We start from the raw sequence: 12,792 nt of genomic DNA on the forward strand, positions 1-12,792 counted from the left end.
TTGTTTTTATATGAAAATATTTACAAAATAGCTGTAAGAAACAAGCAGATGTTGTATCTAACAGGAGAAGGAGGCGAGAAAGCTGAGGAATAAAGAGCTGCTATCGTCCATCTCGGTTCTCCATGCTACGGCGGAAGTCTCGTTGGAACAATTGGTTGATGACCATCTTTATCGCGTGTATCGCCTGTGTTGTTGGCTGGTCCAAGATCGGCTGGTTGCGGAAGATATCACGCAGGAAGTGTTTTTGCGTGCGTATCAGCATCTGCCGAACTTTCGGGGCGATAGTAAAGTCGAAACCTGGCTGTATCGGATTGCTGTCAATGAATGCAAAAGATATCGACGATCATGGTCATTCCGAAATTTGTTTTACCAGGCAGATCCGCTTGTTCCAGGGTTTACCGAATTGGAAGAGGAAGTCATGCAAAAAGAAGAATGGCGTCAATTGGTTACAACTGTATCCAAACTGCCCTATCGGCATCGGCAAATGCTGATTCTCTGCTATTTTGAAGAGCTTAGCGCGGAAGAGATCGCAGAGGTGCTTGGCATCTCGACTGGTGCGGTGTATACGCGATTGCATCGTGCCCGCGAAAAGCTAAAGGCACTTTTGCTAAAGGAGGGAGAGGATTGGACATAGAGAAAGGACTGCGCCTGTTGGCAAAGCGCGAGCAGAAGGCATTCAAGGCGGATGCAGAACACTTGAAGCAAATCGAACAAAACATTTTCGCCCAGGTAAAGGGAAGGAAAAAAAGCGGGTCAGGCCGGATCGCAGCCATTTTGGCGTGCTCGGTTCTCATTGCCGTGACAAGTGCAGGCGTTACGAGCGAGTTTGGCCAGGAGAGCAGCAAAAATTGGTGGCAGGAAAAAGAGATCGTTCCAGTGAGCGATTATTTCGTTCAAAGGCAGCTGGAAAGCATGAAAGAGCTGCTGTGGGTATATGGAGGGGTGAACATCGAGAAAATGTCACGTTCACCACTGGACGGTGTCTTCCTCGATGCCAAAGAAGCGCTGCTGTTAGAAGACAAGCGCAGGAAGCTTCATGTCGTTTTGTTCCCGGAAGGCTATCAGGCAGACCAAATCAAGATCAAAGAAGACTTCACGCGCTCTCACGATATTACGTATACGTTTGAGAATGCCCGTTTGAAAGCAGAACGGCTGCCGCTGCGAGCGAGTGGGCCAACTTATGTGTATGCTTTTCAAAACATTCTTTTTTTGACGAACAACCTGGAATTTCAGGCAGATGTGAAGTATGCCTTTGAATTGGCGCAAAAAAAAGCAGCGATGCTCCAATCTTTTTCTCTTGAGCCGTCTGCCTTTATTTACCTCAGCAATGACAAGCAGGGTCGTATCTACGCTGATTTGGGATGGAGGGAAGAGGTGTTAAAACAAATCGCTCGCCTCTCCATGCAACCAGTTTTCGAGAACAGGCCGTACAAAGGGAGCCTTCCTTCCGTATTTTTAGCAAGGCATAATCCTACCGCAATCGTGATTTACAATGACGGAAAGGGCAGCGATCAGTCTGTTCGCTACCGCTGGGTGGAGCAAACGAAAACCTGGGAATTGGAGGGAAAACAAAGCTTGCCAGCCAAAGACTTCGCGAAACAAGAAAGGTGATATTGCTGTGGGAATGTACTCATTTTCGCAGGGGGAAAGTGTCCGTGATTTGCTTCGGGACATCCCTCTTGTTCCCAAGAGCGGCATGCTAGTGTAAACTTACTTTGTGATGAAACAAAGAAAGCACTTTCATGATGGAAAGGATGTACATTCCCATGGCATCACCCTACGTTACTTTCAACCGCGAGCAGTGGAGAGCACTGCGTGCTTCCACACCGCTAACCATATCAGATGAAGAGCTCTCCTGTTTGCAGGGACTGAATGAAAATATATCCATGACCGAGGTCGCCGACATTTATTTGCCGTTGTCCCGACTGTTGAACTTGTATGTTGGCGGCATGCAGGAGCTGTATCAGGCTACGCATACGTTTTTGGGCAATCAGGACGGCAAGGTTCCGTTTATTATCGGGATTGCCGGCAGCGTCGCTGTAGGCAAAAGCACGACGGCCCGGATTTTGCAGACGCTCTTGTCGCGTTGGCCGAACCATCCCAAGGTCGATCTGGTCACGACAGACGGCTTCCTCTACCCGAACCGCGTCCTGGAAGAGCGCGGCATCATGAAGCGCAAAGGCTTCCCGGAGAGCTACGACCTGCGCCGTTTTATCAATTTTTTGGCCGATGTGAAATCAGGGTTGCCTGAAGTCAAGGCTCCTGTTTACTCCCATCTGGTCTACGACATCGTTCCGGGGGAATGGCAAACCGTCCGCCAGCCGGATATTCTGATTGTGGAAGGATTGAATGTTCTGCAACCGCCAAAAGGCGACGAGCCGCGCATATCCGAAGTCATCGTCTCCGATTTCTTCGATTATTCGATTTACGTGCATGCAGAAGAAAAAGACATTTTGGAATGGTACGTCGAGCGCTTCAAGCTGCTGCGGCAAACGGCGTTTTCCGATCCGAACTCGTATTTCAGACGGTATGCGAGCTTGTCCGACGAAGAAGCGACAGAAGTGGCGACAGGCATCTGGACGGAGATCAACGGGGCCAATCTGGTGCAAAACATTTTGCCGACGCGAGTCAGGGCGCAGCTCATTTTGAACAAAGGGCAAGATCACATGGTGCAAAGCGTCAAGCTGCGCAAACTGTAACGAAAAGCGAATCGCAACGGGAGGGATTGCTTGTGAAAGTGATCAGTGCGTGCCTGATCGGATGTGAATGCCGTTATGACCAGAAATCGTGCCTGGACAGCGAGCTGGAACAACTGCTGAGGGAGGGCAAAGCAATCCCTGTCTGTCCTGAGCAGTTGGGTGGTCTGCCAACTCCCCGTCCGCCAGCGGAGATTGTCGGGGGAGACGGATACGACGTGCTGGATGGCCGGGCAAAAATTATCGACAACACAGGCCGCGACGTGACGGCCGAATTTTTGGCGGGAGCACAGCAGGCGCTCAGGCTGGCGACAACTGTCGGGGCAACTTCTGCCATTTTGAAGGAAAACAGTCCGTCCTGTGGCAGTTCGTTTGTGTACGACGGCCAATTTTCGGGAAAAAAGGTGTCGGGCATCGGCTTGACCGCCGCCTTGTTCCGCAGAAACGGGATAGAAGTCCGGTCGGAGCGGGACTAAAGCGAAACAGAAGAACAAAGCGGGTGGAGAAAACTTTTGCCTGCGATGCCATGAAAAGCCCGTGTACGCAGCGATTGCTCTGTACGCGGGCTTTTTGTGCTGGCTGACTCCTCATGAGCCATTCACGATTTTTCCAGCAAGCGCTCCAACTTTCTTTGCTGCTCCTTGCGCTGCTTTTTGACAAGCTGGTCTTCTTCTTTGAGCGCTTTTAGCAAGGAGTAGCACATCAAAACCATGATGACGGCAAAAGGCAGGGCAGCGACGATCGAGGCGGTTTGCAGCCCTTCCAATCCGCCGCTGAGCAACAGTACGACGGCAATGGCCGATTGCAGGATGCCCCACGTAATTTTGACGCGATTGGACGGATTCAGCTTGCCGTCCGACGACAGCATGCCCAGGACAAAAATAGCCGAGTCCGCCGAAGTGATAAAAAAGGTGATGACCAAAAGCGTTGCGACTACGGCCAAGATGTAGCCCATGGGAAGCTGCTCCAGAGCGAGAAACAGGGCAGTGGAAATATCGTTCTGCACAGCTTGCCCGATCTGGGCCTGATCAAAAATTTCCAAATGCAGCGCGGTTCCCCCAAACACGGAAAACCAGATGAAGCTGAGCAGGCTCGGCACGAGCATGACGCAGATGACGAACTCTTTGATTGTGCGCCCTTTGGAGACACGGGCGATGAACATGCCGACAAACGGTGCCCAGGCAATCCACCAGGCCCAGTAAAACAACGTCCAGTTCGCCACCCATGTTCCCTGCGTGAACGGGGTGAGTCTGAGGCTCATGGAGACAAGGTTGTTCAAGTAGCTGCCAAGGGTGCTTGTGAAAGTATCGAACAGAAACGAGGTCGGCCCCAGGACAAGCGTGAGGAAAAGCAAGGCCAATGCCAAAATCAGGTTGGTGTTGCTGAGGTACTTGATCCCTTTGTCCAGTCCGGTCGTTGCGGACACGAGAAACAGCACGGTAATGACTACGATAATGGCGATTTGCACGAACAAATTGGAAGGCAAGCCGAACAGGTGGGTAAAGCCTCCGTTAATTTGCAGCGTGCCCAGCCCGAGGGAAGTGGCAACGCCAAAAGCAGTCGCAATGACAGCGAGCACATCAATGCCTTTGCCGATCGGGCCGTTTACTTTGTCGCCAAGCAGGGGGAGAAAAGTCGAGGAGATCAAGCCTTTTGCCCCTTTGCGGAACTGAAAGTAGGCGAGGGCAAGCGCAATGACGGCGTATATTCCCCACGGATGCAAGCCCCAGTGGAAAAAGGCGTAACGCAAGGCCGTCTGGGCGGCTTCGGTCGTTTGTCCGGTCACGCCCGCCGGGGGAGCAAAGTAGTGCGAGATCGGCTCTGCCACTCCCCAAAAAACAAGCCCGATGCCCATTCCGGCACTAAACAGCATGGCAAACCAGGTCGGCAAGGAATATTCCGGCTCGTCGTCATCGCCGCCGAGCGGAATTTGTCCATAGCGGCTAAACGCGAGAAACAGGCAAAAGATCAGAAAGCCGAATGTGACGATCAAGTAAAACCAGCCAAAGTTCGTCGTGGTCATCTTCAGCACCTGCGCGGCTGCACTGGCGAACAGCTCCGGCGAGATAGCGCCGAACAAGACGATCAGCACCACGATCACGATAGAAATGAAAAAGGTCATACGGTTCCTCCCGGGACAGGCAATATGGCGATAGTTTATCGTCCCGCGAGATTTCCGGGATTATTCCAATGAGATGGCATTAGACATACGGCAGCCTCTACGAAAACGTCTCAATGAACCGCTTGGCGGCTTTGGACAAATGCCGCCCGGATTGCCAGACGACAGCCGCGGACGAGTAAATAGAAGTTCCGGCGAGCCTGATTCCGCGGATTTGTTCGCTCTGATGCGTCTCCCAGGCGGAGATCGGGACGATCGACGAACCGACGGAAGCGGCGACCATGCTGACGATCAGCGAAATATCCGGACACTCGCAGATGACGTGCGGCGCCACGCCCAGCCGGGAAAATTCTTTCACGATCAGATCGTAGATGCCCAGCCCGGGAAGGCTTGGCATGATCAGCGGCAACTGGGCGATTTCACGCATGTGAATCTCGCTGCGATCTGCATAGGGCGAGTCTGCCGGGACGATCAGGACGAAAGCTTCCTCTTCGAGCGGAATCATGGTGCAGTTGTTGAGCGAGTGGGGCAGCCGGACGATGGCGACCTCAATCGTGCGCCGCTCCAGCCATTGATTGAGCAACTGGGTGTCGCCTTTCCAGACTTTATACGTAATGAGCGGATATTTTTGCTGGAACAGGCGAATTTGCCCCGGCAGGCGATAGGCGGACAGAGCGCTCACCCCGATGGACAGCGTCCCGCGAATCCCTTCCCCCGTTTCTTTTACTTCGGACAAAGCTTCTTCCATTTGGTGCACGATATTCAGCGCCTGTCTGTACAGGGTGAGTCCGGCTTCCGTCAACTCCATCCGTTTTCCGGAGCGCTCCACCAGTACGACTCCCAGCTCGTCCTCCATTTGCTTGAGCTGCTGACTCAGCGGCGGTTGGGCCATGTTCAGCCGCTTTGCCGCCCCCGTAATCTGCCCTTCTTCCGCGATCGCGATAAAGTAGCGCAACTGCCGTATATCCACGTAGCTTCCTTCTTTCTGTTGTCATCTATATGATTTCGATATGAAAAGCAGATTTTCTTGATATTTTTCATATTGTTGTCGCTATGATAGCATATTTTTTACGTGAAAGTTGGAGAAGACAACGAAGAAAGAAGGGAAATATACGTGCGTACGTGGCTGGAAAAACTTTTTCACTTGCGCGCTTGCGACACGACGTTTCAAAGGGAACTTATCGCCGGATTTATCGGCTTTGTCACCATTGTCTACATTGTTGCCGTAAACGCTTCGATTTTGCAGGATGCCGGAATACCGATGGAAGCGGGCATTCTCGCAACGGTACTGACCGCTTTTATCGGCTCGCTCTTGATGGCCTTCTGGGCGAATGCGCCGATCATTCTCGTCCCTGGGATGGGGATTAACGCGCTGTTCACTTATACGCTTTGCCAGTCGATGGGGCTGTCCTGGCAAGAGGCGCTGGCAGCCGTATTCGTTTCCGGGTTGATTTTTACCGTCATCGCCTTTACCCGGGTGGCGACGATTTTGTCCAATGCGATTCCTACGTCGCTGAAAGAAGCGATCACCGTGGGCATCGGTCTGTTTTTGACCTTTATCGGGCTGCAAAAAGGCGGCCTGATCGTCACCAACCCGTCCACATTCGTGGCGCTCGGCGATTTGTCCAGCCCGCATGTGGTAGTGACGCTGGTCACGCTGCTGCTTACGCTGATCTTGTTCGTGCGCAATGTCCCGGGCAATTTTTTGATCGGGATTGCGGCGGGAACCGGATTGGGTTTCTTGCTCGGGGTTGTTTCGCCGGGTGAAGGCGGCAGCTTCTCGTTTGCGCAGTACGGGCAAGTTTTTGCTGGCATGTCGTTTTCCGCCATCTGGACTTTGCCATTCTGGATCGCCACTTTTTCGCTGGCAATGGTGATCGTGTTTGAAAATATCGGATTGCTGCACGGGCATACAGCGATGTTCGGCCAGCCGCAAAAGTTTCGCCGCTCCTTGCAAGCAAACGCCTTGTCGGCAGCCATCTCGGGGATCATGGGAACCAGCCCGACGGTCGCTACGGTTGAGACAGCGGCAGGTATCGCCGCAGGTGGACGCACAGGCTTGACCACGCTCGTGACCGGAACGCTTCTGCTGTTCTCGCTCGGCCTGATTCCGGTCGTGAAAATGATCCCGGATGGCGCCGTTGCTCCTGTGTTGATCATCATCGGGGCGTTGATGCTGCAAAATGTGCAAAACATCAACCTGAAAGACTTTTCCGAGGGCTTCCCGGCCTTCCTGATCATCGCGATCATTCCGCTGTCCTACAGCATTGTCGACGGAATCGCTTTTGGCTTCGTGGCGTACCCGCTGATGAAGCTCGCACTGGGCAAACGCCAGGAAGTGCCTGCTCTGCTCTACGTGATCGCCGGACTGTTTTTGCTCAACCTGATGCTGCCGATTTTGGCGTGAGACAACGATACCCTGACGTAAATAGTCGGGGTATTTTTTTGTCTCGTTTGGGCGTGATGAAAAATTGCCTTTTGATAAAGATGAAATTACATAAAAAAGAGAGCATGCCTGTGTTAAGAAGAGGTTTCTATACGATATTACTTATTTGTGATATAATTTTAAAATGTAAATTTTATACAAAAATAGAAAGCGGGTAGATTCTAATGAGAAAAATTATTTTAGTTTTTCTGATTATTATTGCTGTTGTCTTAGGATTGCTTGCTAGAGATTTGTATAACTATAATTCTGCTACTGAAGCATTAAAAAAGATAAAAGTTGAGTATGAGGAAGATGGAACTACGATTAATGAAAGGGATAAAATAAGCATAAATTTAAAAATATCAGGAGTACCTCAAACAGGAGAGACCAAAATAATTATTCATGCAGACAATAGGTACTTAGAATTAGCTCCAGAGAGTTTCAAGCAAGCCGAAGGAGTCAGTTTTGAAGGGATGAAAGGAGGATATGAAGAGTCTGTATTTTCAGTTAGTCATGATGTGGAAATTCGATTGACATACTGGAAGAAAGGAAATAACTCTGCTCCACTCACCTCAGTTTATTCTTCCTTTGTGACAGAAGTGGATAACTACATTCTGAGCGATACAATTCTTTTTAGTGATATGTATCCATTTTCTTATTAAAAAAGTTACATAACTTAAATAAAAGAAGCTAAAAGCAAAAATAGCGGTTAGGTTATATAGCCTAACCGCTATTTTTGTGCAAATAAGATTATTTAATTATTTTAATCGTGTAGTAATCACTATGCGTTATTTCTGTATAATAATTGAGTAGTAGAGAATAGGAGTTGTATTTTGATCTGTATTTAAAATAACCATTAAAATTAACTTTTTTGCTTCCAGTGCTTATTGAAGAGGGCGTATCCATAAAATATTTTACAACAAAACCTGGAGCGGATTTAGGATTAACATCAAATTTTCTTTCATCTAGGTAACCAGAAGGGGAATAGGCTGAATTCCATGTTAATTTGTAGAGTAAGTTATCTGTACCTGATCCTGTTATTGTAACATCGTGAGCTCTCACAGTAATAAATTGTGTACCCACGTATTGTCCTAAGTACATTGGGATTTGGAACTCTGTTGTTGAATTGCTAATTGGCTCTACAGTGTTAAATACAAGAGGCGCATTAGTGTATACTCTTGTTCTGAAATCAACAATATCATGGTATCCAGTGTAATCAATCCCTTCTTTTTTTAATTTTGTTTCAATGTCCTTAATTTTTGTACCCCATCTAAATGCGTAATTATTACCAGCGTCTATATGTGTTGTCTCAGGCCCTTGAATTAAGTATCTATAGCCTTCTCCAGACCCACCTTGTAAATCGCTATAATAGGAGTCTTCTTCACTAAAAGATTTTAGAGCATTATTAGATAAGCTAAGTACAATAGGTTTTCTTTCTGTTTCAATTCTATATTTTTTTATCTCAGAAGAATTTCCATCAAATATAAAAGTATTTGCATTTATTGGTTCTTCATTGTTTTCCAAGTATTCATAGATGTTAATGGTTGATTTATAGTCATTGTCTGATACTTTTTCTACTATTGCTTCAAATTGAATCAAGTCATTATTAGAATCTTTTCCAATAAAATAGTAAGCTTGATCTTCAGACAATACTTTATCTAATTCTCCTATTAAATTGTAGGAAATCCCTTGTTCTAAATTCTTAATCTTGGCTGAAAACAATTTTTCATTCACGTTAAACATTCCTTTTACATCTACACCGTGTTTTTCAGTTGTTATTTCTTCCCCTGTTGCTTCATTGTACTCCGTTTCTGAAGTGATTGACTCAAGGTGACCTACTGTCCTTATATTGAAATTTTTTTCTGCTGCCATACCACTAGGTGTAACCACTAAGGAAGATACAAGAGCAAAAGCTATAACTAAACTACTTATTTTTTTCATACTTATTACCTCCTTTATAATAAGTGAAATATTACCATTAATTATTTTTGTTGTAAAATATTGTTTAGGAGTTCATTTCCAATTATTAATATTTTGAAACTTTTACTTTGGCTTTCATACGTCTCTTAATAGCTATCTTTAAAATAAATAGGGTGCATAGTTTTCTAAAGCGTTTTTCATAGATGAGTCTTTGACAGGTTCTTGAGACCTTTGGTATCAAGGGCTAGAAAAGCATAAAAAAGACTTCACCTTCTTGGAGGTTTTCAAGCGACCAAGCACGAAAACTTCGAGAAAAGTGAAGTCACTTGTGCCAATACGTAAAAGAATTAAGAAGCATTCCCCCCAAGGTGCAACGGGGCACAGCCGCGAAGCGATTTTACGGGCTTTGTTGATGGCGCCGCGCGAAGGCACTTTTTAATTTATTGCCCTTCACCTGAGATTTATCAGTGATTTACGTTTGCGTTATCAATGTGGGTTTCCCATCGATCATCCGGTTCCATCCATTGCAACATTTAGATTTGAAATGGCGTACGCAGGCGACGACAGAAACGATCTCAAATTTCACTGCCCTCATGTGATGGGAAAAGTAAAGTTTCCACACGGTTCGAACTGATGCTCCTCATCCAAATACGGAATGGTAGTAAAAGTGAACGGCACCGATGATCTCCACAAATTTTCATTGTCACATCGGGACACAAGAAAATTGGAGGAATCTGTATAATGAACGAGCAGGTGTAGAGCGATGCAATGCCTGTTTCAAGGAAAACCTGACAGCCAATGATTTTTATGTCGGCGGCATTCAAAAAGTGAAAAAGGGGAGGAAACAAATGCTCCAGCTAAAACAAATCCATGAACTGACGGATGATGTGGCGTCCGTCATCACAGCGAGCATTTTCAACCCGACCGAGGAAAAACTGAACGTGCTCATGCGGCTGTACAAGTCCGACCCGAACCGGATTTTGTACGCTTTCGCGGAAGGCGAAAAGCTCGTGGCGATCATTGGACTCAAAATCAATCGCACGGAAAATACCGCCGTCATTTTACATATCGCTGTCGAAGAAGCAAAAAGAGGAAAAGGAATCGGACGCAAACTGATTGACGAGGTACTGCAGCAGCATTCGTTTGCTGCCCTGCAAGCGGAGACAGACCAGGACGCAGTCGCGTTTTATCAGGCGTGCGGCTTTGCCGTGGAGAGCCTGGGAGAGCTGTACCCCGGGACGGAACGTTTTTTCTGTGTCAAACCAAACAGTCATGACCGTGTCGTTTGAGCGCAGGCCGTCACACCCCATTGCATAAAAAACGCCGAGACGTTGTTCACAGAAAAAAGACACCTGCTGCACCTGATCGGGCAAAAGGTGTCCTTTTCTTTTTCATGGCTCACGAAGTCTAGAGGCTCGGCTGGCTCAGATGCTTGAAAGCTTAGCGCTTCACCAGCACGAACGCTTTTTTCACTTCATCCAGCGTCATGACCAGCGAGAGAAACTTTTTGCCTTGGTCTGTTGCCGGGTCGAATACGCTGTCCTGAGGCAAAGCAGCTGCATAGACCGTGTTGGTAGCGGGATCTTGCGCGATTTCGTAGCCGACTGGCGGCTCGTCAGGGTTGTTCAGCTTTTTCCAGTCGTTTTTGTCAAAAGCGTAGATGACGACGACAGCCGCCTGATCTTCCGTTTTGCTTGCGTTGAACTGGAAGGAAGTCACGCTTTTGGCTTCCGGCAAGTAAGGGTCTGCGTTCGGGCCTGTCCGCTCGTCAATCAGGATGTTGCCGTTCCAAGACTTTGGCGCGAGAAAAGCATACGCGGAGTCATGGCTTTTAAAAGAACCTTGGTACACTTGCTTTTCCGTTTTGGTCGGCTCGAAGTGGGCGCTCATCAATTCCCATTTGTTTTGGCTCCATTTCCATTTCGACTGGAGGTAGCCGCGAACGTCCGCATTGTAATCTCCGGTTAGGCGCTCTGTGCCTTCCAGAATGTACAGGCCGTTTTTATTGTTGTCGATCGGTTTCAGCTGGACGAATCCGCCGCCGAGCACACCTGCCTTGTTTTTATCCAGTCCAGGCAAGCTGAGCTTCTCGGCTTTGCCGTTTTTCAGCGTGTAAATATAGTTGGTGGTATAGCCGCCGCTGCCGCCTGTATCAGCCGAAACCATGATCTCGCCTTTTTTGTCGTAAGTGAAATCTTGCACGGACAGCTTTGGCTCATAGCCGCTGTCTTTGAGGTCAATCGTCACGGACTTTTTCGTTTGGCCGTCTGTCACTTTGACAGTGAGATCGCTCACGTACGCGCTGTTTTTCTCTTTTTTGCCATACAGGGCGATCGTGTCGGCTTTGTTGTCGCCGGTAACGTCTGCCGTTTTTTGCGAGAGCACCTGCAAGTTTTTCGGTGCAGAGCTTGTGCTTGCGGCATCGGCAGTCAGGGCTTGTCCGGTGAAAAGCACCGAAGTGAGCACCGTTCCGGTTACGATTTTGTTCCAGTTGTTCATGATGAAAATCCTCTCCTGTCCAGATGTTTGTTCGTGGTGTGTGTGGTGAGTGAGTTCGTGTCTTGCTATGCGTTCATTATGTACGAAGCAGATAGCGAAATGGTTACAACCGGATGACATCGTGCTGACAAAGGAGTAACAGGACATGCTTGAAGGAGCGTTGTCATGAAAAATAGCACGTGGAAAACGACAGCGAGCGACATGCGGCGCGGCAAGCCGGAGGGAGTTGGCACCTCGCCAAGATATCATTGCGAAAACAAGCAAATCCAAGTACAATGTTGGAATGCCCAAAAAGGGCCGCGGTTCGCAAAACTCCCGCGTTATCAAAACTAGGAGGCATTATATATGTTTAATCTTACACTTGGAGTCTTTTTCGCTCTGGTGAATTTCGGGCTGTTTCTGCTCTGCTACCGCCTGTTCGGCCGCATGGGGCTGTATGCCTGGATCGGGATGGCTACGGTGCTCGCCAACATACAGGTGGTGAAAACCATCGAAATGTTTGGACTGGTCATGACATTGGGCAACACGATTTACGCGTCGATTTATCTCGTGTCAGACCTGCTGAACGAAAAGTATGGGGAGAAGGCAGCGAAAAAGGCAGTCTGGTTTGGATTTTTCACCTTGATCGCGACGACGATCATTATGCAGCTCGTGCTTGTATTTGAGCCGCAAGAAACAGACATTTCGCAGCAATCGCTGGAGACGCTGTTCGGCTTGATGCCGCGGCTTGCGCTGGGCAGCCTGTGCGCGTATTTGCTCAGCCAGTTTGTCGACGTGAAAATTTACTCCTGGCTGAAAAAGAAATGCCCGGGCCGCAATCAGCTGTGGATTCGCAACAACGGAAGCACCTTGTTTAGCCAATTGCTCGATTCCGTTACTTTTTGCACGATTGCTTTTCTCGGCGTGTATCCGATGGAAGTATGGTGGCAAATTTTGCTGACTACCTACCTGATCAAGTTTGTCGTATCGGCCGCTTCCACGCCGGTTCTCTATATCGCCCGCAGTATGAAAGTTCCGGAGGATTAAGTGAAAAGACAGAAAAACCGCCAAAGCATCGTGCTTTTTGGCGGTTTTTGTTGTGTGCATAATGGAAGGATTATACATTGTTTACATCAAATTTACATACAGTTCAG

At 48.2% G+C, this 12,792-nt stretch carries 12 protein-coding genes; 8 read left to right on the top strand and 4 right to left on the bottom strand.

Features of this window, described 5'->3' with window-relative positions; all coding sequences use genetic code 11:
- Window positions 1–142 precede the first annotated feature (142 nt).
- From DEP07_RS05520 to DEP07_RS05535, 4 genes are all read left to right on the top strand, one after another.
- Window positions 143–634, top strand: coding sequence for an RNA polymerase sigma factor (locus DEP07_RS05520; protein ID WP_229049840.1), 492 nt, complete (start codon window positions 143–145; stop codon window positions 632–634).
- Entirely contained in the window at window positions 625–1,611 is a 987-nt protein-coding gene (locus DEP07_RS05525) for a hypothetical protein (protein ID WP_287102238.1), read from the top strand. The genes DEP07_RS05520 and DEP07_RS05525 overlap by 10 nt, the downstream gene beginning before the upstream one ends.
- A 155-nt stretch (window positions 1,612–1,766) precedes the next feature.
- Complete coding sequence (coaA, locus tag DEP07_RS05530) at window positions 1,767–2,699, top strand: type I pantothenate kinase (RefSeq protein WP_229049841.1); 933 nt, start codon at window positions 1,767–1,769, stop codon at window positions 2,697–2,699.
- A gap of 32 nt (window positions 2,700–2,731) precedes the next feature.
- Window positions 2,732–3,172 carry a DUF523 domain-containing protein gene (locus DEP07_RS05535; protein WP_287102239.1) on the top strand — a complete coding sequence of 147 codons (441 nt, stop codon included), beginning with the start codon at window positions 2,732–2,734 and terminating at the stop codon, window positions 3,170–3,172.
- A 122-nt stretch (window positions 3,173–3,294) separates the two neighbouring features.
- Here DEP07_RS05535 and DEP07_RS05540 read toward each other — a convergent pair whose 3' ends face one another.
- Window positions 3,295–4,818: a glycine betaine uptake BCCT transporter gene (locus DEP07_RS05540; protein ID WP_217021877.1), complete on the bottom strand. Its 1,524-nt coding sequence runs from the start codon at window positions 4,816–4,818 to the stop codon at window positions 3,295–3,297.
- A 97-nt stretch (window positions 4,819–4,915) separates the two neighbouring features.
- On the bottom strand, window positions 4,916–5,785 hold the full coding sequence (locus DEP07_RS05545) for a LysR family transcriptional regulator (RefSeq protein ID WP_287102240.1): 870 nt from the start codon (window positions 5,783–5,785) through the stop codon (window positions 4,916–4,918).
- A 144-nt stretch (window positions 5,786–5,929) separates the two neighbouring features.
- Here DEP07_RS05545 and DEP07_RS05550 point away from each other — a divergent pair, with 144 nt between their 5' ends.
- Together DEP07_RS05550 and DEP07_RS05555 are read left to right on the top strand one after the other, a co-directional pair.
- Complete coding sequence (locus tag DEP07_RS05550; protein ID WP_122962833.1) at window positions 5,930–7,222, top strand: NCS2 family permease; 1,293 nt, start codon at window positions 5,930–5,932, stop codon at window positions 7,220–7,222.
- A gap of 203 nt (window positions 7,223–7,425) precedes the next feature.
- On the top strand, window positions 7,426–7,902 hold the full coding sequence (locus DEP07_RS05555) for a hypothetical protein (protein ID WP_122962834.1): 477 nt from the start codon (window positions 7,426–7,428) through the stop codon (window positions 7,900–7,902).
- 88 nt (window positions 7,903–7,990) lie between these two features.
- On the opposite strand, the gene DEP07_RS05560 is transcribed toward DEP07_RS05555, so the two are convergent.
- Window positions 7,991–9,181, bottom strand: a complete 1,191-nt coding sequence (locus DEP07_RS05560) for a hypothetical protein (RefSeq protein ID WP_217364955.1) — start codon at window positions 9,179–9,181, stop codon at window positions 7,991–7,993.
- Window positions 9,182–10,008: 827 nt separating this feature from the next.
- Here DEP07_RS05560 and DEP07_RS05565 point away from each other — a divergent pair.
- Window positions 10,009–10,449, top strand: coding sequence for a GNAT family N-acetyltransferase (locus tag DEP07_RS05565; protein ID WP_122963249.1), 441 nt, complete (start codon window positions 10,009–10,011; stop codon window positions 10,447–10,449).
- Window positions 10,450–10,600: 151 nt separating this feature from the next.
- Here the strand turns inward: DEP07_RS05565 and DEP07_RS05570 are convergent, their stop codons facing one another.
- A complete protein-coding gene (locus DEP07_RS05570) occupies window positions 10,601–11,659 on the bottom strand; it encodes a hypothetical protein (RefSeq protein ID WP_287102241.1) in 1,059 nt (352 codons plus the stop codon).
- Between the two features lie 345 nt (window positions 11,660–12,004).
- Between DEP07_RS05570 and DEP07_RS05575 the strand changes: the two genes are divergently transcribed.
- Window positions 12,005–12,685 carry a queuosine precursor transporter gene (locus tag DEP07_RS05575; RefSeq protein WP_122962836.1) on the top strand — a complete coding sequence of 227 codons (681 nt, stop codon included), beginning with the start codon at window positions 12,005–12,007 and terminating at the stop codon, window positions 12,683–12,685.
- Window positions 12,686–12,792: the final 107 nt, after the last annotated feature.

It is taken from the genome of Brevibacillus sp., assembly GCF_003521185.1.
Classification (GTDB): Bacteria; Bacillota; Bacilli; order Brevibacillales; family Brevibacillaceae; genus Brevibacillus; species Brevibacillus parabrevis.

What these genes read in the sequence shown, in the direction of transcription:
- DEP07_RS05555 (WP_122962834.1), top strand. Translation starts at nt 7,426, where the DNA reads ATGAGAAAAATTATTTTAGTTTTTCTGATTATTATTGCTGTTGTCTTA.
- DEP07_RS05575 (WP_122962836.1), top strand. Translation starts at nt 12,005, where the DNA reads ATGTTTAATCTTACACTTGGAGTCTTTTTCGCTCTGGTGAATTTCGGG.
- DEP07_RS05560 (WP_217364955.1), bottom strand. Translation starts at nt 9,181, where the DNA reads ATGAAAAAAATAAGTAGTTTAGTTATAGCTTTTGCTCTTGTATCTTCC.
- DEP07_RS05570 (WP_287102241.1), bottom strand. Translation starts at nt 11,659, where the DNA reads ATGAACAACTGGAACAAAATCGTAACCGGAACGGTGCTCACTTCGGTG.
- DEP07_RS05565 (WP_122963249.1), top strand. Translation starts at nt 10,009, where the DNA reads ATGCTCCAGCTAAAACAAATCCATGAACTGACGGATGATGTGGCGTCC.
- coaA (WP_229049841.1), top strand. Translation starts at nt 1,767, where the DNA reads ATGGCATCACCCTACGTTACTTTCAACCGCGAGCAGTGGAGAGCACTG.
- DEP07_RS05540 (WP_217021877.1), bottom strand. Translation starts at nt 4,818, where the DNA reads ATGACCTTTTTCATTTCTATCGTGATCGTGGTGCTGATCGTCTTGTTC.